Origin of the sequence: Allocatenococcus thiocycli (assembly GCF_921292965.1) — a bacterium.
Lineage (GTDB): Bacteria > Pseudomonadota > Gammaproteobacteria > Enterobacterales > Vibrionaceae > Vibrio > Vibrio natriegens.
Genome location: NZ_CAKLCK010000027.1, coordinates 50,153 through 71,302, shown reverse-complemented (window position 1 = coordinate 71,302; position 21,150 = coordinate 50,153). Strand labels below are relative to the sequence as shown.

Genomic DNA, 21,150 nt, shown 5'->3' with positions numbered 1-21,150 from the left:
GACACCAGCGCCAGCACGAGCAACGATATTAAGACGTGCCTGCGCAGCCGATAAGGAATTGGTTGTAGCGGTAAGTTGGGCACGGCTAGCAGCTAGTCTCTTCTCACCACCCGAAGCAACAAATTTAAGGCGATTAGACTCCTTCAACGTTGCCAACTCTCTCACCTGAGCAGCTTGCTTTGCCTCTAATGAACGTAGCTCTGCAATATTCGCCTGCACTTTAGTCCGAGTCGCGTTGATGTCTTTAATTTTGGCTGACGTCATCGCTAGCAATTCCGTTGCACCTCGCCCTAATGCCGCGGTCAGCGAAACACCCACTATAGTAGTCACGAGATCGGCATTTTCTGCGAGTAACGTTAATGCGCCTGCACTGCTTTCTGCGAATACGGTGAAGGAATCAGAAATAGGTTGCTCAAACGCGACGACGGCCTGTTGGTAAGCGCGAGCCATTTCTGCCGACTTAGCACTGACGTTGTCTGCCGTTCTTGCAGCTGCGCCGTCGTAGTCCTGGAGAGCCGTTATCAATGTCTCTTTAAAAAACTGGCTAGTCACTTGCCCGTCAACGATCATCTGACGGAAACCACCTGATGCCAATCCAGCAGCTTTATCCAGTTTGTTTAGTAAGCCAGGCATTGGTTCAACAACCTGGTTTAACTCTTCAGCTCGGACAATTGGTGAGGCAAGTGCTTGCGACAGGCCGTACATCGAGTTGCCAAGCTGGTCTGTTGTAGCACCAGTCTGGCTTTGTACGTTACTCATGCCTTCAAAGATGTCTCTGACTTGATTCTGAGTAAGCAACCCAGCTTCTTGGAGGCTCGCTAACCTGGCGTAATTCCCCGCCATTGCGATGAGCGTTTTATTGTGGTCTTCAGAAACCTGGTTTAGATACTGCTCAGTTTCAATCCATTCTTGTTGGCCGCCAACGAGGGCGGTGATTTGAGTGCGGATATCTTGATATTGCGCCAATGAGTCTTTGGCTTGCTGGGCAGCAAACAGTACAGAGAATCCACCGGCTAAACCAAGCACTTGGTTTTTTAGACGCCCCATTTGATCTGCGACTAAATTTGATTCACCAGAAAACCCTTTAAACTTACGCTGAGTGGTGTTGACCTCGCCACCGAGCTGATCAACGGCGACGCCAGCTTGTTTTACCTGACCGATAAACTGCTTGTTTTCAGCGTCAAAGCGCAGGGTGAATTTTAAATCATTGTTCACGTTGGTTGAGCTCCTCGGCCAAGGTTCGGGCGATCACTTTGAGCTTCTGATATTGCTCTGGCGAGTAAGTAGAGTCGGACAACTCCATATCGGCTTTAACGGCCAGCACATCCATACCCAGACATGCGGTGCCGTTAAATTTGAGAAAACCAGGAATGGAAATCCACCACTGCACCACCTCTAGGTGCTCTTCCCATAGTTCAATGGGTTCGTCGTGGGCGTCCTGAACATTCTGAACACCCCACAGTGCTAACTCTTCTTCCCAGCTGTCTTCATCTCTTTTGGTGGCATTACGGCGGCGCATCAACGTGCGCACCGCCTCTATGAGTTTTTTTCTGCAGCCTGCCCTGAGTTAGCCTGCAAGTACGCATCGACAACCGCTTTGATAAATGCTGGGTTGCCAATCAGGATATTCAAATTCTTAGCGTTGAATTCCATCACTTCACCATTAGCATCACCGATACCAGACCAGCCTTTGACAACCTTCTTAATGTCATCTTTGAAATAGCGCAGGACTTTGTCACTTTTGTCGACATCGAGCAGGAGTAAATCGAGCGTAATGTCGTGGGTTTCAACCTTGCCGTCATCGATGGCCACCGATACCTTGGCAGGCCAGTTTTTAACAAGGCGTTCCTTTTGAACTTTAAACATGGAGTGCTCCTTTAAACAGTCAGTTAAATGCGTTTAAACGGTGTTTAACGCGTGGTAATTAAGTCCACATTGCCAATTGGGACAAGCGGAATCGATAAGGTTTGAGTGCCATCTTGCTCGCCATACGTTGGGCGGCCTAGTTGCACTTTTGGACTGGACCACTCGACCTGATTACCTACCGGACCGTTGGAAAAAGTAATGCTGTGCGTTGCCCCAGCCTCTGCTTTGGCAAATGCATCCCACGATGTCTGGTCTGGCGCTTCAATGACAACTGTTCCCGTTGGCGCGTAGTCAGTAATGATGATTTCTTCATGCCCAACGTACTCCTGATACACCACCGAGTTAGCCTGGTCATATTCGAGGCTAATCATCTTGAGCGGCGTACCATCAATGGCGAACGAGGAATTTTGTACACCAATCTTGAGTGGGGTTTGCCAGACATCGAAGTTCGCTGCTGGTAATACGGCACTCTCAACCGGGCTAAACAATCCGCTGAAGGTGAACTTGATACCACCGAAGTTTTTCGCCTGGGCACTGATGGACAACGAGCCACGAGCTCCCGTAACTTTATGCAGTGCACCGGACTGGTAGAAATAAAAGGTGAGGGATTTAGTCGAGTCTTCATCGATCACATAACGACATTCCGCAACATCGGTCTCGGTCTTACGTAAACAGGCTGAGAGTAAATCTGCATAAGGCGCAGCGGTAGCGACAGCACTGCTCGCCGACAAGTCCACGGTAAATTCCAGCGTGACATACAGCTCAGTCACAATCTGTTGTGAGTTACCGAGCTGGCCGTTGTCATATTCCAGTGACTGCGATTCACCAGCCATCGGAGTAATGGAGAACTCACGCCCAAGCAGGTATTGAGGAGAACCAGCAGCAATGGCATCAACGCCATAGGTGGATTCCACAGCAAAGGCGAGAATTTTCTTTCGTTCTTTACGAGCCATAACGATCCTGATCCTCTGTGTATTCAGTAATAAATTGGTCGAACCAATCTGCTCGACCATTCGAGATGCCCATGAGTCGCCCTGGTCCTAACCAGAAAGGCTCATATTCATCATCCGGTGTCCAACCAAACAGACGCTGACGAAGTTCTTTGCGCAGCGGCTGCCAATCAATCGGTTTGCTGTTGGTGCTTTTGGTGACGATAACCACGCCCACCGTGGCTACGCAGTCTTGAAGGTACAACCCACTACCACGCACATCCGGCTTAGGGCTGTCACTGACCAAAAACACAAACAAGGCTGGCGTTCTTAGCAGCGCAGACTTCTTCTCATGAAGCTGAGTGAGCGAATCAATCTCTTTCACATCGATCCAAGGCGGCTTGCCATTACTTTGGTCTTTAAGTCGCTCAATGGTGAGTTGAATTAAATCGCTGTCCATCAGATAAAGCCCTTGCTGTTTTGGCGAGAGAAGACACTGCCAGATGAAACCATCTGCGCGGTACTGGTCGGTGCTGGGCGCTCACTATTGGCATTAATCCCCAGTTGCACCTTGCCGTTACCCACTTGTTTCAGGTATTCAATCGCATCGCGATAGCGCTTGGTGACTTGGTGCTCATCGCCCAGTTGGTCGTCATACAAGAAGTAGCGAGCCAAATCGCAAGCCATGCGCAGCAAGATGGAGGGCACGCTAGACAATGGCAGTTGATAGCGGCCTCCAATGTAACCATCAATAGTGGCACTCGCGTCGGCAATGGCCTGGTCAAGAACGGCATCGACAATGGCACCTGTGCTACCGTCCTTATCCGTTAGCTCAATCAACTCTTCAATACTAAAGCGAGTGATCATGTCGTCGCGAGTGCAGTACTTCATCGGTTACTCACCTTTCTCTTCGTCGTCAGACTGACCATCAAGGTTTGCTTCACTTGCCTGGAAAGATTCCCAGGCTTCATCACGTTCTGCAGCAGACACTTTGGTTTGCATCAGTTCACTCAGCGCTTCCGTGGTCGGTTTACCGCTTGTGGTGAAATGCTCTGTGTTGCTTGGGTCGAGTCGCTGAATGGCTTCGACTAAATTGGCAGGAAGAGCGCTATCGCCCAGGTTGCCGTCGGATTGGTCACCACCCGTTGGCTCATTAAGCGAGGTACCTGAAAGCGCATCTTCAGCCAAAGTGACTTTAAGTCGTGGATCGGCTTTAAGCTGAACCAGCTGAGTTTGGGTAATGGAATCAGGTTTGAGGGTGTTTTCCCCTTTAGAAAATGCCATCCCTGCACGGCGATAGCCTGTATGCGCGTGACAAATGACCATAATCGAAGAGGCGATAAGAGTTTTTTCAGCCATGACATAAGCTCTCCATAATTCAATGACAAAAGGAAAGCTGGCAAAGGTGACTAAGCCAGCTTAAATCTGACTTACGGCAACCAAGGCACCACAAGCACTTCCACCGCTTTGAAGTTGGTGTTGCTTTCACCTTGTGCTTTGTTTTCCGCTTCGACGACTTTCTTCGCCGCACTGCGATTCGAAGGACCAACAATCAACAGGTTCGGCATGATGCCCAGTGGACGACCTTTGTCGGACTTAAAGCCCATCATGGTTTCCATCGCGGTATCGAAGTTCGCGTCCGTTAAATCCGCTTTAGAGGCAAATGCCTGCTGCCAGAAACCAAAGCCCCAGTTACCGCGAGCATCCACGCCGTACAGGAACTCGTCCATCATGTAGACGTGATCACTGTTGGAAGCATCAGTCTTGTTATTCAGGTTGTAGTCTTTGCGCTGCTGATAAATCAGCGGCTTAAGTGGGCGCGTAGTATCCAACAGGAACCATGCCTCTCCAGCGCCTGCCTGCATGTTAGAGACTGAAGCTTCTTGACCTTCATCACCTACTGGGTGGTCAGTATCGAAGAAGTTCTGACCGTCGTAACATAGGTTGTCAAAACCAGCCAACAGCAATGCAAAGGTCATTTCGTCTGGGTGCGTCGCTGCTGCGTAGCCCATGTCCTGGAACTTCGGCATCAACACGCCATAGGTATCGTCTTCTACGTACTCACGACCAATGGCTTCTGTACCTTCGAACTTTTTGTTCGCCAAGGTGTAGCCATGCGCTTTCATACGGTTGATTTGACGCTCACCAATCCACTCACGCAGGCGGGTAAATTCACCTAGCCAGGCATAAGTTTCCACGGCTGTGGTTGACGGTACTAACGTGGCGATTTTCGGCCACAATTGGGTATAGGTTTGTCGACCAATCTGGAAGTTGGTCTTTACCGCCGTATAGAGAACGCTGAGATTCGCTCCGCTTGTTTTCATCTTTCTCTCCTGAGAACTAATTCACTAAAGGATCACGCGTTAAGCGCTATACCACTGCAGGTTGCACCCACACGATGTCGCCATCGATTTCACTTACCACACCCGCAGTTGGGCGAGATGCGGCAGAATCATCAATGGACACGCTGTTTTCCGTGCTGAAATACACCGTGGTGCCAACGTGGCTGTCATCGATATCACCCGAGTTCAACAAAGCGATTTGTTGCTTCTCGACTTCGACTTTCAATGCACCATCAGCACCTGCGCTGTTGTCTGCGTTAAACGTGGCGATACCAGCAAACTTGGACGTACCATCTGCGCTAGCAAACGGGACGGCTAAACCTGCTGTGAGAAACACCGGAGAACAGGCCGCCAACACGGCAGCTGCCGCTAGTGGGTAGGCACCTTTTAAACCTGAACGACGTGCGAAAACTGAGCTCATTTATGCTTCCTCTTGCTTGGTGGCGAGGTACTGCTCTTTGCTTAAGCCAGTGGCTTTGAGTACCGCCAATTCGGTTTCGGTTAGGTCATCTTGTTTAACCTGATCTTGAGGTGGCTTTTTGCCTTGGGTTTGAGTGGCTTTCAATGCCGCGATAGCTGGACGTGCTTCAATCATCGCTTTGAGGGACGCGACACCTTGCTGCTCACCAAACTGGGTTAAATAGTCGGTTTCAGCTTCAACGACTTTGCCTTCTTGCTTGGCGGTATCGATTAATGAGCTGATGCTGGTTTGGTCTGTGCCAGCTTTTAGAACAGCCAGCTCGCCAACCACACCGTTATAGGCATCAATCGGGACGTACTTGGACAAATCGACTTTTCCATCTTGCGCAGAGAGCGTTGCCACTTTCGTTTCCAGACCATCGACCTTATCGGCTTTTGTCTGCAGCGCATCGATGGCCGATAACGCCGCCGTTGCCATTTCATCAGTGAGTTCGCCGTCGACCGTGATACCCAGTCGGGCTAACAGCTTTTTGAGTGCTTCGTTCACGAATGCATCCTCCGTTTCGCCATAGAGATTTACGTCTACTCCGCGCTTGGAGAGACGCACATTGAAATCCGCTGCCAGCGCTGCGACCGAGTCCATCTTGGTAATACCAGGATCGTTGGTGATGGCTGCCATGCGTAAATAGAGAGGTTTGCCCGATTTGTCGTAAGGGAAAACTGCCGAGAGAAATGCATACTCTTTCTCGTCAATCATTGACTGGGCTTTGGATGTCCATTCAGGACGGATGTAGATACCTTGACCTTCACGCCACTCAATATCGGTAGAGGCAGTTAGCCAGGCTGCAGCAGGTGCTCTTTTGCCTGTCTGTTCGACATAAAGGGTTTGGTGGTCATAATCGACCAGGACTTTATCGCGCAGCGCTTTGGTTGCCGCGATAAAAGCTTGTGCACCATCAGCATCTAAATGCCAGTGACCGTCTGCTGTATCAGTAGGTCGACCATCAGGCGCTTTGAACTTGCCAGCTGGCAGCAGTTGATACCAACCATCATCATGCGTTGATAAATCGGCAGTCAGTACCGCTAACGGCTCATTGCCCTTGTTGGCAGAGAGTACCGCTTGTGCGATTGGGTGAGGTGTAAAGGTATGTGTTTTCATGCCCTCCATAGTGAAGGGCATACGGGGTTAGTTGAGATTCACGAGGGTTGCTGTTAGCTATACCACCATGCTTTTAGGCGACTAACCTTAGAGACTTCTTCATGATGGTCATTAAAGCCATGCACTTTCGCTAGTTCGTTATGGCATTTATCGAGGAGCGCATCAATGATCGGCGGCTCTTCAATTTCGATGCTCACCTGTTTTTGTTTAAAATGTTTCTCTTGTTCGAGACCGATATGATTGATTCCAGTCAACTCAACCTCTAATGCTAAATATCGTTGTCTTAGTGAAGCATGAAGCAGAGCCTTACCACTGCTATCGAACACCAAATCTAAGATTTGCGATAGCGCCACAACGCAAGCCAACCATTTAGCGGCTTCTGTATTGTTCTGAAAAATAAAAGCGAACGCGGCGGAGCTACTAATCAAGGAGAGAACAGTGACAAATCTGCGCATACGAGAATAGAAGTTTTGAAGATGCATGTGATAGCGAATCCCTAATTGGGTGTTCCACCGCAAATTCCAAAGTCTATCTTTATCTTTCTGTGCTGGCTCCGTCATAGGCGCTCCTATTTTTTATCTGGATTGGGCGGCGTAGCTGTACGCTGCATGATTGTTGTCGTACCTTCTTTTTCGCCTTTTAAAACTGCATCACGTATATTAACTTGACCTTTCGGACGCCACTGTTCTTTAGCGATAAAATCGTCATTCGAACGTGATGGCGTTTTATTTTGGTCTCTGTTCTTATCGTTGTTTTTAGTCATGTTGATATTTCCTTTATCGTTTAAGTTTACAGGAGCATATCAACTTGAAACCAAATGAGCATCAACATAATTTACACAACGTGTTTAAACCCCGTTTAAAATTGTTTATTTTGAATTTAACCGCTATCACATGAGGCATTGCACCAATTATGACGTTAACGCGCTTAGAATCGCTTACAGCGCGTTTTATTCTTGGAGCAAGAAGTCACCCAGGATGTCGTAAATTTCGACTGGATCGCCATCATCAACCCCTAGCCATCGACGAGAAGGTATTGCGGCTAAATGGGCTGGCATATCTGGACTACCACCATAGTAATGAATGGCCCCATATTCTTCTGGTGTACCAAAGAACAGATTAGAGTTGGTTGCGATGTAACTGAGGTTGCCACTTAAGATACCGTTCAGGGTTAAGATATCGTTTTGGCGCTTAGGCTTTCTGGCTTGGTAGGCTGGCGATAGCGGTGCCCACGGTTCACCATCGGGACTAACCTGATCGCGAAAGCGTTGGTCATGGCTGACCAGCAGCATCTCACCAATGTCTTGAAAGGCCGGTTGCAGACTGGTGCCCTGCTTTAAAAGCTGATTAAAGCGACGCTGCAGCTTTTCGCTCTCTTCAAACTTAAGGGTGTAATTCACACCTGCCATTACATTTCACCCATCGACAGTAAAACGTACTGCTCATACACTTCTGGATCGGCCTGGCTAATTAATACCGTGTATAAGTCACCAATGCGATCCGCCTCTTCGCCTTTTGCTTGAGACAACAGCGCATCGTACTCCTGAAGATTTTCAAGAGTCACTGGCGGCCTGGTGAGTTCGAGTGCTTGTTCGTAGATTGTCATAATGTAACTTTAAATCGCCTTGTTAACCGTGTCTGTAATGAAGCTAAAGATTTCTGGATAGCGGTCATTCAGTGCCTCTGGCGCAAACAGCCATGCTACAAAGTGCTCCGCAAACCATTCAAATTCATTCTGCTCGGAATACTGAGTAATGCCATAAGCCACTGGTGCTGCTGGTGAACCGGCTTTAAAGTGGATTTGGTGGCCCATCTCATGCGCCCAGGTATTCAGCACTCTTGCCGAGTCTCCATACATCGCTTTCACTATAGTAGACAAACTGTATTGCTTGCTTGTTGCACTCAGAGCCATAGCGCGTTCTATAGCTTCTCTTAGTTGCTCTGCTGTGACTCGCTTTAGCGTATCGGTGCTTTTCGCTTTCACCACCACATGGTTCCAGTGCTTACTGGTAAAGCCGTTGGTACGAGTCGCATTGCGATGAAAGAAGTTCAGGATTGGCGCTCTTTGCCCCGACTGCAGATACTCTTCAATCGGCTCGACGAGTGCCCGGCCTTTCGCCTTTCCAGACAGTTCGCTCTGTTTGAGAACCAGGGTTTTAACTTCGAGCTTGCTTAGGAACTCCGTAAAGGCAGTGAGCTGTGGGTTTGCTGTTTGCTCCAGAACGCGGCTGATTTCCCAAGCATTAACACCTTTAACCGTAGAAAAAGCACTTTCGACCGCTCGCTTTGGTAGGCGTTCTTCCAGAGGCGGCTTGGCCTGAACGAGCGTTTTAGTCTTCTCGGTTAGCTCTGCGCTGGACTTGGGTGTGTAGTCAAAGCCTGGATCAACACCTTTAGGTACTCGGTGCACTTCACCAGTGACTTTATCCACCCAATCATAATGCTCAATCTTTGGTGCCTGGCTTACCTCAAGACCAAGCCGCTCCAAGGTTCGCTTGCTGGCAGTGAGCTTTTTGCATTTACAACCAAAGCCGTTGATTGGTGTGTGCGTCTTCCACCACGGGTCATCCAGTGGCAGTACCATGTTGTTCCAGGACAAGTGATCGTGGCGCGGGTGTTCAGAGCCGGAATGTTTATAGATGCCATAAGGGCGTCGATGTTTAATCTGCTCGATCTGTTGCTCACGGCCAGCGGTGTAGCTTTGGCGAAGGTTGGTTTCATAAATGACCTGGCTACGCCAATTCGCATGGCCGTTATGCTCCCATCCATGCTTGGCAACAATGTGTTTAAACTCGCTTTTAAACCAGTTTAAACTCTTGCCTTCACTAATGGCTTTATCGACCGCTGAGCGAAAGTCTGCCAGCAAATCATCTTTCATTGCCCCTGCAACAATGAAGCTACGGTCGTGGGCTTGCTTCCACATATCCGCCCAACGCTCAGTGGGCACGTTGACCTTATTGCGAAAGTAGGCAATCTGCTCTTCGAATGGCAGCGAGCCGTAGTTAACCTTTCCGACCATGCTTTTCTCTTACCCACTCATAGGTGCCAACAACCAAACCAAAAACCATTCCAATAACCAGCCCGATCACTCCACCAAACCCAGCGCCAAGCGTAAATACGTTTAACAAAGACTCGTCCATCAGATCTCCTTTACTTGTGAATGTACGCGATTTTTGCGGATACAAATGGCAGAGTCAGAGAGAGCGTGGAGCATTTGACGCCCGCTATGAAATGGCTGTACACACCTAAATTAAAGATGTGATAAAGCCTTCCACCTTGTTTTCTATCTGTCCAATACAACTCTTTAGCTACATCAAAGCTAAAGACAAAGCGGTTTAACTTTTTAATTAGGTTCACTTCCCATCCTCCACATCATTAATGCCAGCCAACTCTGCCGCCGCCATGGCCTGTGCCATCATTTCACCCAACTCATCGATACTGATTTGCCCTTGCAGACCAAGGATGTCATCGCGCAGCTGCTTGAGCGACGTGGCGTTTTCGACTAACTCACGCACCGGCTCAATCATGCCTTCCAATAACGTTGCAGACTGGCTGTGTAGATTGGCGAGCTGGTCATCGACGACATCTTTATCTGATTGAGCTTTGAGCGCGGCCTGATTGGTGGCCTTATCAGAAGCATTTGGCTCTGGTGGTGTTGATGTTGATGCACTCAGTACTGCTTCACCATCTTTCGCCATTGGAATTTGGGTTTTATCGTGTGCCCACTGCAGAGGAACTCGCATGCCAAGACCAACCAAGCCAGGTAACGAATCGGATAAATGCTTCAAATCTTCCGGTTCGGTCAGGTCAAACTCGAAGCGAGGCGTACGGCGCTGGTGCTGGTAGCTCTTACCGTTTAACGCATAAAGTGGATACACCACATCACGAGTCAGCGTGGCCGCGAGTCTGGTTAAATCAAAATCGCGGATCTCTTCTCTTACTTCGTTATGCACATTACCCAGCGCATTGGTGCTGCTCTTGCCATCGGCCTGAGAGGTCAACGTACCACCTAGAATCGCTTTGGATTGAGATTTCTCACACCAACTTATCATCGCCATAAACGGGTCAGATTGCCCATCTGCCGCGTTTTGGAAATCAATGTCCATGCCTTTAGGAATGATGCCGCCTGCGTTATGGCCAATGCTCATAACTGCTCGCATTAAAGTCATCTTTTCTTGCTCGGTCGCCCCCTCAGGGTATTTACCCAGACGGATTGGCAAACCATAAATCTCAAGGAACTCAGCCAAATCACGCACACTGTAGTTCTTAAACAGGAACGGCCATGCCAACACACGCACCAAACCACGACGCGTGAGATAACCTGACTTGGCTTTAGCGGTATGGCGTATCCAGCCAAACGGTTGCAACTCAGCACCCTCATGGCTGCCATCACGTAAACGCAGTTGGTTACGGTCGTCAGGGTGAGTTTTGAACCAGGAAGGATCGCGATGATGCACGTTTTGGATATAGTGCACCCCACCTTCATATTCCCAATCCAGCTCAATGTTGGAAAAGCTTTTTAAGGTCGCGTCACTCAAATCAAAAATGGCATCGTCCAGCCAGGTGGCATCTTCCAAAATCTCCTGAATCAATTCGGCATCGGCTTTTTCTTGGGCTGTGGCGTTACGAGGTGGTTTGATATTCCAGTCCATGCCCTGCAGTGCCATACGACGCTTGCCCAATTCGCTTTGGATATGGGCGTCTTTCTCTTCCATATCTTCAGCCAGTTCACATTGCGCTTTTAAATCACCTTGCTCCGCATCGCGCATCAGTCGAGCCAGTTTAGCCGGTGTTAAACCAGAAGACGGATGGTCTGCAAATTCACGATGCAGCGTTGCTAGCTTGGCATCCGTTTTGGTTTGTGGCTCATCAAGCACATCCATCTCAATAGGACGGCCCCATAAGTCCACGATATTTGATTGTCGTTTAGCCATAAGTATTCCTTGCCTGTTTGCTACCAGGCACCACGCTCAAACGCATGGTAGTCGTCATAGTCATCGTCGTTAGAATTGGGGATCGGAGTAAATTCGATGGCACTGCCTTCCATCCAGCTGGCGCGAACGGCCATGGCAAGCGCAACTGCAAAGTCACCGTGGCGCTTATCACCCTTGGCACCCTCAAGGTCTTTGGTGCGTCCTTTATCTATTTGAGGAACACCATTGACGACCTTGATATTCGATAAGTCATCTAGAATGTGTTGGTGTCTTGGTAACGTTAAGTTGAAGTCGTCGAACTCGGCTTTTAATTTCGGCATCCATTCGCCGTACCATTTCGCGCTTAGGTCTACTCGATCAATAACTTCGGTTCCGTACTTCAGCGCAGCGGCTTCTGCTAAGTACCCACCATTACCGGTAGCATCAAAAGCACCCGCACGAAAACGTGGTAGCGATTCAATGATGAACATCATCACTTGCTTTTGAACTTCATAAGGTGCGTTTTTGACTTCCACTGTAATCGGCACTGACTTCCTTAATAGGCTGTCGACTGCCAGCACAACAAATACCGACAAATCGCCTTTACGCGCAAAGTCTTCACCAAAATAATGCGGATTCTTAACCGCTAAACCATCTAGATACGGCTTTAACTCTTGTTCACAGAATTGCTGAGTTTCAAGATATCGATGCTCTGGGGACCACTCCATCCAATCATCAGTACAAGTTAGGCGCAGAATAGGGAGAGAGCGGTCAGCTATCATTGCCTGCTCAATTGAGATGCGAGTTAGATAGGTGCCTCCAGATTTCTTAGGTATGCAACCGTATTCCTCATCAGCTGATTCCTTGTTTGGGGCATTTTTATATAAACCGTCACGCCATTTTTTCTCTAACTCTTTGCTATACGGCTTTCCAGTAACAAAACAAATTCGACGGTATAGGCCGTCTTCGAGAGCATCATCCAAGGTGATACGATGAATTGAGTAATCCTTTTTCCCTTCTTTCGCCTCTTGGATGTATTGGTTGAACGGGTTATCAACACCATTGTGAGTAGAGATCAATCGCACCCTCGCACCCCACATCGTAAGCGCCAGTGCCGCTTTCAATAGCTCTTCCAAGCTCTCATGGAAACCTGCTTCATCAATCACCACGTCGCCTTGCAGACCACGCAAGTTTGAAGGCCGAGAACTCAGCGCTTGAATTTTGAAACGGCTATTAGGGAAGCGAATCATGTAGGCAAGAATTTCTTCTTTCTTCTTGCTATCCCAGAAAGTTTGCTCATAGACGTCCGCTTCAGCCAGCTCGTTAAATGCACGAGCAAACAGTGCGCAGGCGGCAATATATTCAAGCGCCATCTCTTGCTTCGAGCCAACATAGAAGACATTTCGTCCCCCACGCTTTTTAGGTTTGGCAGCGGTAATCACGTTTCGCCCAGCCTCTGCCCAAGTAAGCCCCGTTCGACGGCTTTTCTCAGCAATCATGATGTCGCTTTCATCTTCAAACCATTCTTGCTGGTACTTCAGAAAAACGGGTTCTTTTGCTGGGATCTCAAATTCATCAGCGAGTGGGACATCAACACCTAACTCGGCCATCTTGTCGGCAAGGTCTATCTTTGTTGCTTTGGACGTTGGTACGAGGGATTGTTTAGTCATTACGCTTTACCAAGTAAGATGCCACGAATACGTTCTTCAAACTGCTCACTCATGCCATCAACACCATGAAGTTCTTCAGAGATCGCATCTGCTGCTTCTTCAGCAAACTGACGACGAATCTCCTGCTCTAACTTCACGCTACCCGTTTGTGCTTCTTGTAGACGTTTAATCGCTAGAGCCAGCTGCCCCATCGTTTTGGGATCGATAGGTTTATTTTCCTCAAGCTTGTCCATCTGAAATTCAAAGATGTGTGACTTGCCGATCTCAATCAAAGCGCGGGAAATATCGGTTTGGGGCATCTCACCAAACTGGCCTACCCACTGCTTGGTCAGCTCTTGCGCTTGGGCGTAACGCTCCATCCCTTTGCGAAAGGACTGAGCATAGCGGCTCATCGCATTGCGCTTGATGTATTCAGGGTCTTCGGATAATCCTTTCTGGTCGATTTCATCATTAATCAGCGTACGGATACGCTCCTGACTCATTCGGCCATCACGCAACAGCATGTTTAACTGGCTTTTAAGTTCATCCGGCAGTTGGTCAATTTTACTGACGCGGTGCTTAGTATGTTTCTTTGAATCGCTCATAAAGCCCTCTTAAACGACGAGTAAACGATGACAACGCCGGGCGAATAATCGGGCGACAACGGATGTAATAACGAAACTTCGCGTATTGGAACGCGCTATAAGACGCCACCCACAACAAGTAAATCTTCATTGGTTCTGACATAGACACACCTACTGTTTATGGGCTTGGGCGTTTCACACCAGGATGAACCGCTTGCCCATTGGCAATATCAATCCCACGCTGTTTGATTGTGGCGACTAAGGTGCCATTGATGTCTTTGGTTGAGATTAAGCTCTGTTCTTCAAGCCAGTAGATTTCAGCACGAACGGTGTCGCGACTGACCAGATGACCATACGCATCTAAGCTGTGGTCAAGCACACTATCGTTAGCGGTGTAGCCCACTGATTCATTGAGAATGCGCAACATCACCAACCGTCGGTCTTGCTGCAGAAGTTCAGCCATTGCCATTGTTTCTTTCCTTTAGTTCGTTTTCGAGTAGCAACTGAGCCAGATGATTAACGGGTTTAAGCTCAGCCCTGAGTTCTCGGATTTCTGCCTTTGCATCAGAGAGCTCGATGCGCAGCTGGGTTACTTCTTCATGACCAGGTAAGGCATCCACTTTCGCGTGCATGGCTGTCATTTCCTGCCTGACGGCAATCAGGTCTTCGGTTTTGGCGTAAGTCTTTTTGAGCACAAACACCACGATGATCCAGCCAAGCGTGATGCCGCTCATCACCCAAGGGGTAAAGGTTCGGATTAGCTCCAACGATTCAGGCTTCACGGTGCCTCCATTTCAGCCAGGCATTCCACGCAGTGCGTCGCGTCCGGCTTAATCGCTAATCGCGCTTTCGGAATTGGTTCTAGGCATTCAGCGCAAATCACTACATCCGCAATTTTCTTTTGAATGCCCCGACCACGCTGCGTTCTCGCGTTATCGATACACCGCTCTAACTCGCTGTGTTGCTTCTCGACCGACTTGTCGATCCAATCACTCATTGAGTCAGCCCTTTATCTTTCTCACGGTGACGCAAGCCCATGTAAGTCACAGCTAAGCCAAGCAGCAGCGAGGCAACAGCTAAGTCAGGTGATGGAGTCGTGATCAGGTAATAGCTTGCCGAGCCACAACTGACGAGTGCCATCAGTGGACGTGACCAACGAACGACTTTATCTGTCGCTGTGTCGCCCTTTCGAATGGTTTCTTGGGTTTCATGCTGTTCGGCTTGGCGGTCTTGGGCTGCGATTTTGGCGCGTTCAGTCAGCTCTTGTTCAAGACGAACACGAAGCGTTTCTAGCTCTAGCTTTTGTTCTGGTTGCAACGCTTCAAGACAATGGTTCACTGCTGCTTGTTTGGCGTCTGTCGTTGCCAGCTCTCGATGAGCAACTTCCACGGCATCCGCGACTTTATCTGCAGCGGTGTTGCCCCCAAGCAACGCAGAAATGCCACGAATGGCAGCAGGGCCGACCTGTAACGCCAGTGCAGCTATTGTTGAAAGTGACATGAGCGTATCTCCCTGAGTTTATCTAACGGGCTTGACGAACTTGGCGCTTTCACCAGGCCCAAATGGATATGGATGTCGGCTGGCGTAATGCTCTTCCATCCGCGATTAAAATAGGATTGCAGGGTCGCATCGTGACTGTGTAACGGTGGACGTGAAGGCACAGAAGCGTTGTTGTGTTGAGCCTGTTCTTCGGCCTCTAGCCGTTTCTCTCGCCCACGTTGATATGACCAATCCCAATTGCGTCCCATGTTGCACCTACGACTTAATGATCAGCTTGGCTGGCTTGCCACCCAGCTTGTGCATGAGGTGATTAAAGGCTGAGCGAGAATCGAGTACTGCCCACTGATTGCGGCCTTGTTTGTCTTTAAGGACTCCGAAATCAAACCCCACACCGATACAGCCCTGCAGTTGGTCAACACGGTTCGCCACATGGATAAGAATGTGAGTGCGCTGAGATGGTCCCCAGATAGTGACGCCTTGCTCTTCGCCGTCTAGGGCGTAGCATTTGCCAAACTTAGGGCTCTGGTGAGGCACCAGGTCATAGTGACCATCAGGAACGCAAGAGATCATAGGCGCGTTGTCCTTCCACGGGCGCTCAATGGTTTTGCAGATTTCATTGCCGAATTCATCACACAGCACACCAAAGGTGCCGTGTTCAAAGCCTCGACGGTAAAGAACTAAAGTTTGTGGGCTTTCAGGCATGCTCATATCCTCACGAATTGCATAGATTCCGTTGATTGTTATGAACATTTTGATTGGGGTTGGTGGGGAGCAGGAATTCACCCGCAACAATGGAGAGTTGAAAAAAGATCAGGTAAAAAACGCCCCCAGAGTTGGAGGCGTTGGTTATTCAAATAGGCTGAATTGACGGCGCTGGATTTCTACTTGTCTCATCCTGGCAATGATTTCGTAGATGGTTTTGCTGGTCAGGTGGTGACGTTTGGCTAACTGCGGAACGTTACGGCCATTGAACTCGTTGAAAATCTCCATATCGCGGATTTGCTGCTTGAGTTTGTCACCACGTGGCAAGTACACCTGCATGCCGCCCATGTATTCACCAATGCTCATCACCACTTTTAACGGTAAGTCAGGGGTTTCGATACCAGCTTGCTTGAGCTCATTGGCCACAACACCATGCAGTTCCAAAAGCATTGCAGGCCAAGCTGCACTGCCTTCTGGTAAGTCACCAATATGGTCTAGCACCTTGCTATCGATTTCTTCGTCACTGAACATTTCTCGTTGAGCCATCTTCACACCCTCCCACTTCATATGGGAAGTATGAAACAGTGAAAATGATCCTCAAGAGGAAGTTACCCGCGAAAAGATCATCTCAGGATATTCTAAACTCGAATCCCACAACTCTTCATGGCAGCAGCTAAGGATTCATCCAACTCATACTTTCCGGTTGTGCCTGAGTTTGTCACACCTTCAGAGCGGTAAATTATTGTTTTGCCTCGCAGCATTTCATTGAGAATTGCTCTGGCTTTATCGCCAGTCGTCGCGGTATAGGGCTGGAACATTTGGTTAGTTGTCTGCTTTGAGGTTTCGATAGCAGACTTGACAATTTGTTGTTGGTCTTCAGGCAGGTTTTCGTAGTAGCTGCTCATTGAGGTGAAGTCGAGACTCTTGTCTACTGGCGTTTCAGCATTGGTGATTGTCCAAGCTTTGTTGCTATCAATTCGCAGTTGTACCGTGCCAACCGGAACTTGGTATTTACCGCCGCTCATAACACCAACTCGCAGTTCTCCATCTACTTGCTCAAGAAATGGATACAGCTTACCAACCTCAGTGTAAACACTATTACTCGTATAGACAGAACCTACCGTCACTTTACAGCGAGATTCATCGGTAAACTCGTCAACTGAACGATCTGCGATCCAATGGACGCTTGGCGAAGTTGCACAGGCAGATAATAATAGAGGCAAAAGTAATATTGATTTTTTCATTAATAAAACATCCATTTGAATAGTAACCGAATGCATAGTAACTGATTTGAGCGTGACAAGAGAACGTGCACCAAGAAAACAAGAATTCAACCACAAAAAAACCACTCCGAAGAGTGGCTTTAGTTTTAGTCAAAGAATAAGGTTCAATAACCAAGTTCTCGTTTTGAGATAATAGAGACGGAAACACCTTCCGCTTTTGCCGCGTCTCTAAGCGTATAACCTTTATCTATACGCTCCTTCCTCAGCTGCTTTCCACGCTCTATCGCATCTAGAATGTCTTTAGATACATACCCAGCACCTAAACATCTTTCACACGTTTGGACTTCACTGTAGTGCTTAGAGCTATCAATTCCTGTATTAACGAAAGCAATTGACTGCCTTTGACCTTTACAAGTTGGACATTTATACATTGCTAAATCTACCTTTGATTTTGTGCATTCCAGCCAAGCTCTTTCAATCGATTCGCTATGGAGCTTTCTTTCCCTAACGGGTCTTGCCCTGCCTTGATCATGCGTTCGGCCTGTTCAAAGTACCAGGCTGAACCATCGTCTTTTGGCTGATCCACTTGCGGCCCTGATTGCTTGCCATCAGGTGAACCACCTAAACGAGTCGCTGCAGACTGATAGACTTGCTTTAGGTAGTTGTGGTTTGCCAAGGGTTTTGAATCGCTATAGCTAGAACGCTTTTCATGAATCTTACTCACGGTTTCCGCTAAGGCTGAAGCCAGAACATGATCGGCTCGGTACTTCTCCAATACTTCTCGCAACAGCTTCACCGCTCGCGCATTGGATAAATCCTGCTTGGCCGGACGGAACAACCCCAAATAACTCAACATCGGTTTGGCGACAAAATCAGGCAACTTTGCCACCTCACCCAAAAGTTCTCGACCTGCATCATCCTGAACCAGCGACTCTAGGTGCAGGTTGGCATGACAGACAGGACATCTCGATAACTTCATTCAACCTCCCCTGTACCTAATGATTTTATTCTTTTAGCCCTTGGTAATGGTGTGTTTCGCCAATCTCCACAATACCGATCAAGGTAAGCTATCGCTTCTTCCTCCGTTTTACTGCCATGGGTTCGCACGTGCTTAATAAGCTCCTTGGCTTTGCGATTCAAATTGCTCACTCGGCCTCCTTGCGTAAATTCAACATCCAGTTGTAGTGCTGTGCGATAGCGTCATAACCCATAGGTTTGTTGGTGCGCTCATTCCACGGTACCGTCCAACCTTTGTCTTTCATCTCGTCAATCATGACGCGACGGTGCCAACGTTTAAGCGCTTCTAGTACCTGTGTGGCTTGGTCTTCATCACACCAGGCAATGCAGTCCACTTTGTCTTTTTGATTTTTGAGGATGCGCTGAGTGTATTTATCCAGCGCACTTTCAGAGCGGTCGCGAACAAAGCCATGGGTTGCCATCGTGATCCAAATGGCACGGCACTTATCAATAATGGTGTTTTTCGATTTGCCTGACTTAGGGCTTAAACGCTTTTTAAATGGCTTTTTACTGGTGTTTACCTTGCGTTTAAATCCTTTGGCCTCTAGCGCCGCAATTACTTGTTCCAGCTCTTTGATGTTCATTTTGCTGCAGGAGGCTTTGCCTGTTTCGCTTTCCAGTAGTAAGCGATAAACATCATCTTCCAGAGCCAGCTCGCGTTTGGCGACATGGATTATTTGGATAAGGCGGTTGCGGTTAGCCATTTTTACACCACTCCTCAGCACCATCACCCCAAGCATCATTTAACTTTGGTGTGGCTATATGATAGTTGTCCGTTACATGCATTTTGGCGCAAAGATATAGGTCAGCAAGGGTGAGCTCATGGCTATCAATAAACCCCGTCTCATACGCTCCAATAATGCTGTTAACAAACTGCATTACCGCTTCACCTTTGACCTTATCTTCCGTAGATGGCGATGGCTTTTTTAACTCTGCTGGTTCCTTGGTATTTCGGGCTCGATAGATTGCACCAGGGGCAAGTAAGATTTCTTCATTGGCAAGCTGACTTAATGGGAAGCCGCCACACTCTCCACATCCACAGTCACACTCATCTTTGATGGCTTCACGGACGAAATCATAGATACCTTCTGCAGTTTCAACCCATTCGTGGGCGAAACCTTCGTGAGTCTCTAGTGCCACAGCCTTTGGACTGAACTTAATTACTTTAGCCATTGCTAGCCTCCAACTTTTTACTTTCTTGCCCTGGAACACCCTGATTGAGCACTACGTTCTTTGATTCTTTGAAGCCTTGGTATCGAGCTTCGTTACCTTTCTGGCCTGCACTTTTAGCTGCTCGAACATTTGCTTTTTCAAGGTTTTCGGATTTTTTAAAGCTTTCGATCTGCAGCTTCTCATCATCGCTTAAGGCAAAGGCTTCAACTTTTTTATAAACACCAATGACCCACCCCTCACAGAACTGATCGGCGCGAATAGTCTTATTAGACTTCTTCATTCTTTTGCTCAACGTAGATATAAAGTCTTTACGTGCAGCCGTAAGTTGGCGCTCAAGAACGGTGTATACATAGCCCGCAATCTCTGGCCGTTGGTCGTGGCCGATAAAGACCATCTCCATACGTGTAAATGTTGGCTGAAAGTACCCATCACAACCAAAGGCCAACTTAACTACGTTAAACAGCCCCGATAGGTAAGCAGGCGGTGTCTGAATTCTCAATTGAGATGTAATGGTCTCATCACAAACACCGTTCAACTCAGGATTGTCAGCGCCAATGTTGTGCTCAATCATGAGCTTTTGAGCGCGAGACAATGCTAGAGATGCTTCATGTGGGTTTGAGGATTTAGCTAGGCGAAGTAGTTTTTTAATCTTATCCAAAACTTTGTCGTTCATTTCGTTATTCCTCCACCAACACAACACCATCGTCGGTTATTACCGCTCCCGTGATGACTTGACCAGATTCAGTTCGAACCAAACCAAAAACCTCAGCTTCTTGAATTGCCTCTCTCAAACGCATTAAAACTTGCTCTTTGTTATCTTTGAGCTCTTTCCGTTGCTCTTTGGTGATTATTGACATGCTTACCCCTCCTTCTTGGCTTCACGTATCGCTTCTCGACGGCCTTGCCACCAATAACGCTTTGCCATTCTTCTTTGATGTGACGGGAGCTTTGAAAGAACATTTTTGACCATTTTTGTTGTAAGTGGATGGTCTAAACTTTCATATCCATCGTTAAGTAAGCTATCAGCGTGGTACCTAATAAAGGCTTTTGAGTTGCATTTCCGGCAAGGTAGTTCTCCGCCAATATCTAGATAAGAATCTCCGCTTTCATCGAGACCACCACTGTCTAAATCCCACATGTAGCCATCAATGCACTGACCATCTGGGTAATGTGCTCCAAATTCATGGCCAACATAGCCACATCCTAGTTGTTGTTTTTTCATACGTTTATCCAAATTTCAGGTAAAAAAATCCCCGCGATAGCGGGGACATACATCTATTGGCTACCGTTCTAAGTGCTCTATCGCATCACTGGTTGGGGCGGACCATCGCCCTTGCACCCATCGCAGGGCGGCTATCACACCATCTTCGTAGGTATCATCGGGGTATCCCGTTCCTTCGATTTCAATCAGTGTCTGCGCAAGGTCGATTTCTTTCTCGACGGCCTCTTGGTCATGAGGGCTGGTAAACTGTGTCATGCTGCCTCCTTCTCGTAACGCCAAGCCCATTTCTGACAAAACTGACAGCGACTTTCTGCCCAGTGACGGTTCTCCGGCTTAACTGCATAGTTTGCTGCTACCTGCCAGGCAAAAGCGGCGTCTTTGATGTAACCGACTCTTTCTAAACTGGCCGCATGCTCGGCATACTCTGAGTAATTGCTTTTTTCCTTTGCCAT

38 protein-coding genes are annotated in these 21,150 nt (G+C 48.2%); all 38 read right to left on the bottom strand.

What is annotated here, in order from left to right:
• On the bottom strand, positions 1-1,215 hold a 1,215-nt coding region (locus tag L9Q40_RS09930; RefSeq protein WP_498793165.1), incomplete at its 3' end, for a tape measure protein.
• Positions 1,205-1,519 (bottom strand): DUF1799 domain-containing protein, encoded by a 315-nt coding sequence (locus L9Q40_RS09925; protein WP_276430820.1) that lies wholly within the window; start codon positions 1,517-1,519, stop codon positions 1,205-1,207. The genes L9Q40_RS09930 and L9Q40_RS09925, both read right to left, overlap by 11 nt.
• Before the next feature lie 17 nt (positions 1,520-1,536).
• Positions 1,537-1,866 (bottom strand): hypothetical protein, encoded by a 330-nt coding sequence (locus L9Q40_RS09920; protein ID WP_498793163.1) that lies wholly within the window; start codon positions 1,864-1,866, stop codon positions 1,537-1,539.
• A gap of 44 nt (positions 1,867-1,910) precedes the next feature.
• Positions 1,911-2,819, bottom strand: a complete 909-nt coding sequence (locus L9Q40_RS09915; protein ID WP_498793162.1) for a phage tail tube protein — start codon at positions 2,817-2,819, stop codon at positions 1,911-1,913.
• Complete coding sequence (locus tag L9Q40_RS09910) at positions 2,809-3,255, bottom strand: phage tail terminator protein (protein ID WP_498793160.1); 447 nt, start codon at positions 3,253-3,255, stop codon at positions 2,809-2,811. The genes L9Q40_RS09915 and L9Q40_RS09910 overlap by 11 nt, the downstream gene beginning before the upstream one ends.
• Positions 3,255-3,686, bottom strand: a complete 432-nt coding sequence (locus tag L9Q40_RS09905) for a gp436 family protein (RefSeq protein WP_065297114.1) — start codon at positions 3,684-3,686, stop codon at positions 3,255-3,257. The genes L9Q40_RS09910 and L9Q40_RS09905 overlap by 1 nt, the downstream gene beginning before the upstream one ends.
• Positions 3,687-3,689: 3 nt before the next feature.
• Positions 3,690-4,154 (bottom strand): HI1506-related protein, encoded by a 465-nt coding sequence (locus L9Q40_RS09900; protein WP_498793159.1) that lies wholly within the window; start codon positions 4,152-4,154, stop codon positions 3,690-3,692.
• Between the two features lie 71 nt (positions 4,155-4,225).
• A complete protein-coding gene (locus tag L9Q40_RS09895) occupies positions 4,226-5,119 on the bottom strand; it encodes a Mu-like prophage major head subunit gpT family protein (protein WP_153645810.1) in 894 nt (297 codons plus the stop codon).
• A 46-nt stretch (positions 5,120-5,165) separates the two neighbouring features.
• Positions 5,166-5,558, bottom strand: coding sequence for a hypothetical protein (locus L9Q40_RS09890; protein WP_498793157.1), 393 nt, complete (start codon positions 5,556-5,558; stop codon positions 5,166-5,168).
• The gene (locus tag L9Q40_RS09885; protein WP_498793156.1) at positions 5,559-6,716 is read right to left on the bottom strand and encodes a phage protease; all 1,158 of its coding nucleotides are present in this window, start codon (positions 6,714-6,716) and stop codon (positions 5,559-5,561) included.
• Between the two features lie 53 nt (positions 6,717-6,769).
• On the bottom strand, positions 6,770-7,276 hold the full coding sequence (locus L9Q40_RS09880) for a hypothetical protein (protein ID WP_498793155.1): 507 nt from the start codon (positions 7,274-7,276) through the stop codon (positions 6,770-6,772).
• Positions 7,277-7,284: 8 nt separating this feature from the next.
• Positions 7,285-7,479, bottom strand: coding sequence for a hypothetical protein (locus tag L9Q40_RS09875; protein WP_498793154.1), 195 nt, complete (start codon positions 7,477-7,479; stop codon positions 7,285-7,287).
• A 186-nt stretch (positions 7,480-7,665) separates the two neighbouring features.
• Entirely contained in the window at positions 7,666-8,124 is a 459-nt protein-coding gene (locus L9Q40_RS09870; RefSeq protein WP_498793153.1) for a phage virion morphogenesis protein, read from the bottom strand.
• On the bottom strand, positions 8,124-8,321 hold the full coding sequence (locus tag L9Q40_RS09865; RefSeq protein WP_498793152.1) for a hypothetical protein: 198 nt from the start codon (positions 8,319-8,321) through the stop codon (positions 8,124-8,126). Before L9Q40_RS09865 ends, L9Q40_RS09870 begins: the two co-directional genes overlap by 1 nt.
• A gap of 9 nt (positions 8,322-8,330) precedes the next feature.
• Positions 8,331-9,734, bottom strand: a complete 1,404-nt coding sequence (locus L9Q40_RS09860; protein ID WP_498793151.1) for a phage minor head protein — start codon at positions 9,732-9,734, stop codon at positions 8,331-8,333.
• On the bottom strand, positions 9,718-9,855 hold the full coding sequence (locus L9Q40_RS09855; protein ID WP_153645804.1) for a hypothetical protein: 138 nt from the start codon (positions 9,853-9,855) through the stop codon (positions 9,718-9,720). The genes L9Q40_RS09860 and L9Q40_RS09855 overlap by 17 nt, the downstream gene beginning before the upstream one ends.
• A 10-nt stretch (positions 9,856-9,865) precedes the next feature.
• The gene (locus tag L9Q40_RS09850) at positions 9,866-10,072 is read right to left on the bottom strand and encodes a hypothetical protein (RefSeq protein ID WP_498793150.1); all 207 of its coding nucleotides are present in this window, start codon (positions 10,070-10,072) and stop codon (positions 9,866-9,868) included.
• Positions 10,069-11,649: a DUF935 domain-containing protein gene (locus L9Q40_RS09845; protein ID WP_498793149.1), complete on the bottom strand. Its 1,581-nt coding sequence runs from the start codon at positions 11,647-11,649 to the stop codon at positions 10,069-10,071. Before L9Q40_RS09845 ends, L9Q40_RS09850 begins: the two co-directional genes overlap by 4 nt.
• A gap of 20 nt (positions 11,650-11,669) precedes the next feature.
• Positions 11,670-13,298 (bottom strand): hypothetical protein, encoded by a 1,629-nt coding sequence (locus tag L9Q40_RS09840; RefSeq protein ID WP_498793148.1) that lies wholly within the window; start codon positions 13,296-13,298, stop codon positions 11,670-11,672.
• Positions 13,298-13,882, bottom strand: coding sequence for a DUF3486 family protein (locus tag L9Q40_RS09835; protein ID WP_122069513.1), 585 nt, complete (start codon positions 13,880-13,882; stop codon positions 13,298-13,300). Before L9Q40_RS09835 ends, L9Q40_RS09840 begins: the two co-directional genes overlap by 1 nt.
• On the bottom strand, positions 13,857-14,024 hold the full coding sequence (locus tag L9Q40_RS09830; protein ID WP_498793146.1) for a hypothetical protein: 168 nt from the start codon (positions 14,022-14,024) through the stop codon (positions 13,857-13,859). The genes L9Q40_RS09835 and L9Q40_RS09830 overlap by 26 nt, the downstream gene beginning before the upstream one ends.
• Before the next feature lie 15 nt (positions 14,025-14,039).
• The gene (locus L9Q40_RS09825; RefSeq protein WP_498793145.1) at positions 14,040-14,330 is read right to left on the bottom strand and encodes a VpaChn25_0724 family phage protein; all 291 of its coding nucleotides are present in this window, start codon (positions 14,328-14,330) and stop codon (positions 14,040-14,042) included.
• Positions 14,317-14,643, bottom strand: a complete 327-nt coding sequence (locus L9Q40_RS09820; protein ID WP_081280737.1) for a DUF2730 family protein — start codon at positions 14,641-14,643, stop codon at positions 14,317-14,319. The genes L9Q40_RS09825 and L9Q40_RS09820 overlap by 14 nt, the downstream gene beginning before the upstream one ends.
• On the bottom strand, positions 14,640-14,858 hold the full coding sequence (locus tag L9Q40_RS09815; RefSeq protein WP_222133058.1) for a TraR/DksA C4-type zinc finger protein: 219 nt from the start codon (positions 14,856-14,858) through the stop codon (positions 14,640-14,642). The genes L9Q40_RS09820 and L9Q40_RS09815 overlap by 4 nt, the downstream gene beginning before the upstream one ends.
• A complete protein-coding gene (locus tag L9Q40_RS09810) occupies positions 14,855-15,361 on the bottom strand; it encodes a hypothetical protein (RefSeq protein ID WP_498793144.1) in 507 nt (168 codons plus the stop codon). Before L9Q40_RS09810 ends, L9Q40_RS09815 begins: the two co-directional genes overlap by 4 nt.
• Positions 15,343-15,609, bottom strand: a complete 267-nt coding sequence (locus L9Q40_RS09805; RefSeq protein WP_498793143.1) for a hypothetical protein — start codon at positions 15,607-15,609, stop codon at positions 15,343-15,345. The genes L9Q40_RS09810 and L9Q40_RS09805 overlap by 19 nt, the downstream gene beginning before the upstream one ends.
• Before the next feature lie 7 nt (positions 15,610-15,616).
• Positions 15,617-16,063 (bottom strand): DUF5675 family protein, encoded by a 447-nt coding sequence (locus L9Q40_RS09800; RefSeq protein WP_065297129.1) that lies wholly within the window; start codon positions 16,061-16,063, stop codon positions 15,617-15,619.
• 144 nt (positions 16,064-16,207) lie between these two features.
• Positions 16,208-16,609 (bottom strand): Mor transcription activator family protein, encoded by a 402-nt coding sequence (locus L9Q40_RS09795; RefSeq protein ID WP_031831645.1) that lies wholly within the window; start codon positions 16,607-16,609, stop codon positions 16,208-16,210.
• Between the two features lie 92 nt (positions 16,610-16,701).
• Positions 16,702-17,307, bottom strand: coding sequence for a hypothetical protein (locus L9Q40_RS09790; protein WP_122069526.1), 606 nt, complete (start codon positions 17,305-17,307; stop codon positions 16,702-16,704).
• Between the two features lie 143 nt (positions 17,308-17,450).
• A complete protein-coding gene (locus L9Q40_RS09785; protein ID WP_498793142.1) occupies positions 17,451-17,717 on the bottom strand; it encodes a hypothetical protein in 267 nt (88 codons plus the stop codon).
• A gap of 8 nt (positions 17,718-17,725) precedes the next feature.
• The gene (locus L9Q40_RS09780; protein ID WP_169650499.1) at positions 17,726-18,265 is read right to left on the bottom strand and encodes an HI_1489 N-terminal domain-containing protein; all 540 of its coding nucleotides are present in this window, start codon (positions 18,263-18,265) and stop codon (positions 17,726-17,728) included.
• A 166-nt stretch (positions 18,266-18,431) separates the two neighbouring features.
• Entirely contained in the window at positions 18,432-19,007 is a 576-nt protein-coding gene (locus L9Q40_RS09775) for a gp16 family protein (protein ID WP_498793140.1), read from the bottom strand.
• On the bottom strand, positions 19,000-19,476 hold the full coding sequence (locus tag L9Q40_RS09770; protein ID WP_498793139.1) for a hypothetical protein: 477 nt from the start codon (positions 19,474-19,476) through the stop codon (positions 19,000-19,002). The genes L9Q40_RS09775 and L9Q40_RS09770 overlap by 8 nt, the downstream gene beginning before the upstream one ends.
• The gene (locus L9Q40_RS09765; protein ID WP_498793138.1) at positions 19,469-20,149 is read right to left on the bottom strand and encodes a DUF2786 domain-containing protein; all 681 of its coding nucleotides are present in this window, start codon (positions 20,147-20,149) and stop codon (positions 19,469-19,471) included. The genes L9Q40_RS09770 and L9Q40_RS09765 overlap by 8 nt, the downstream gene beginning before the upstream one ends.
• Positions 20,150-20,153: 4 nt before the next feature.
• A complete protein-coding gene (locus L9Q40_RS09760; protein ID WP_498793137.1) occupies positions 20,154-20,333 on the bottom strand; it encodes a hypothetical protein in 180 nt (59 codons plus the stop codon).
• 2 nt (positions 20,334-20,335) lie between these two features.
• Positions 20,336-20,698 carry a hypothetical protein gene (locus L9Q40_RS09755; protein ID WP_498793136.1) on the bottom strand — a complete coding sequence of 121 codons (363 nt, stop codon included), beginning with the start codon at positions 20,696-20,698 and terminating at the stop codon, positions 20,336-20,338.
• A 60-nt stretch (positions 20,699-20,758) separates the two neighbouring features.
• Complete coding sequence (locus L9Q40_RS09750) at positions 20,759-20,953, bottom strand: hypothetical protein (RefSeq protein WP_115206381.1); 195 nt, start codon at positions 20,951-20,953, stop codon at positions 20,759-20,761.
• A complete protein-coding gene (locus tag L9Q40_RS09745; protein ID WP_498793135.1) occupies positions 20,950-21,150 on the bottom strand; it encodes an ANR family transcriptional regulator in 201 nt (66 codons plus the stop codon). The genes L9Q40_RS09750 and L9Q40_RS09745 overlap by 4 nt, the downstream gene beginning before the upstream one ends.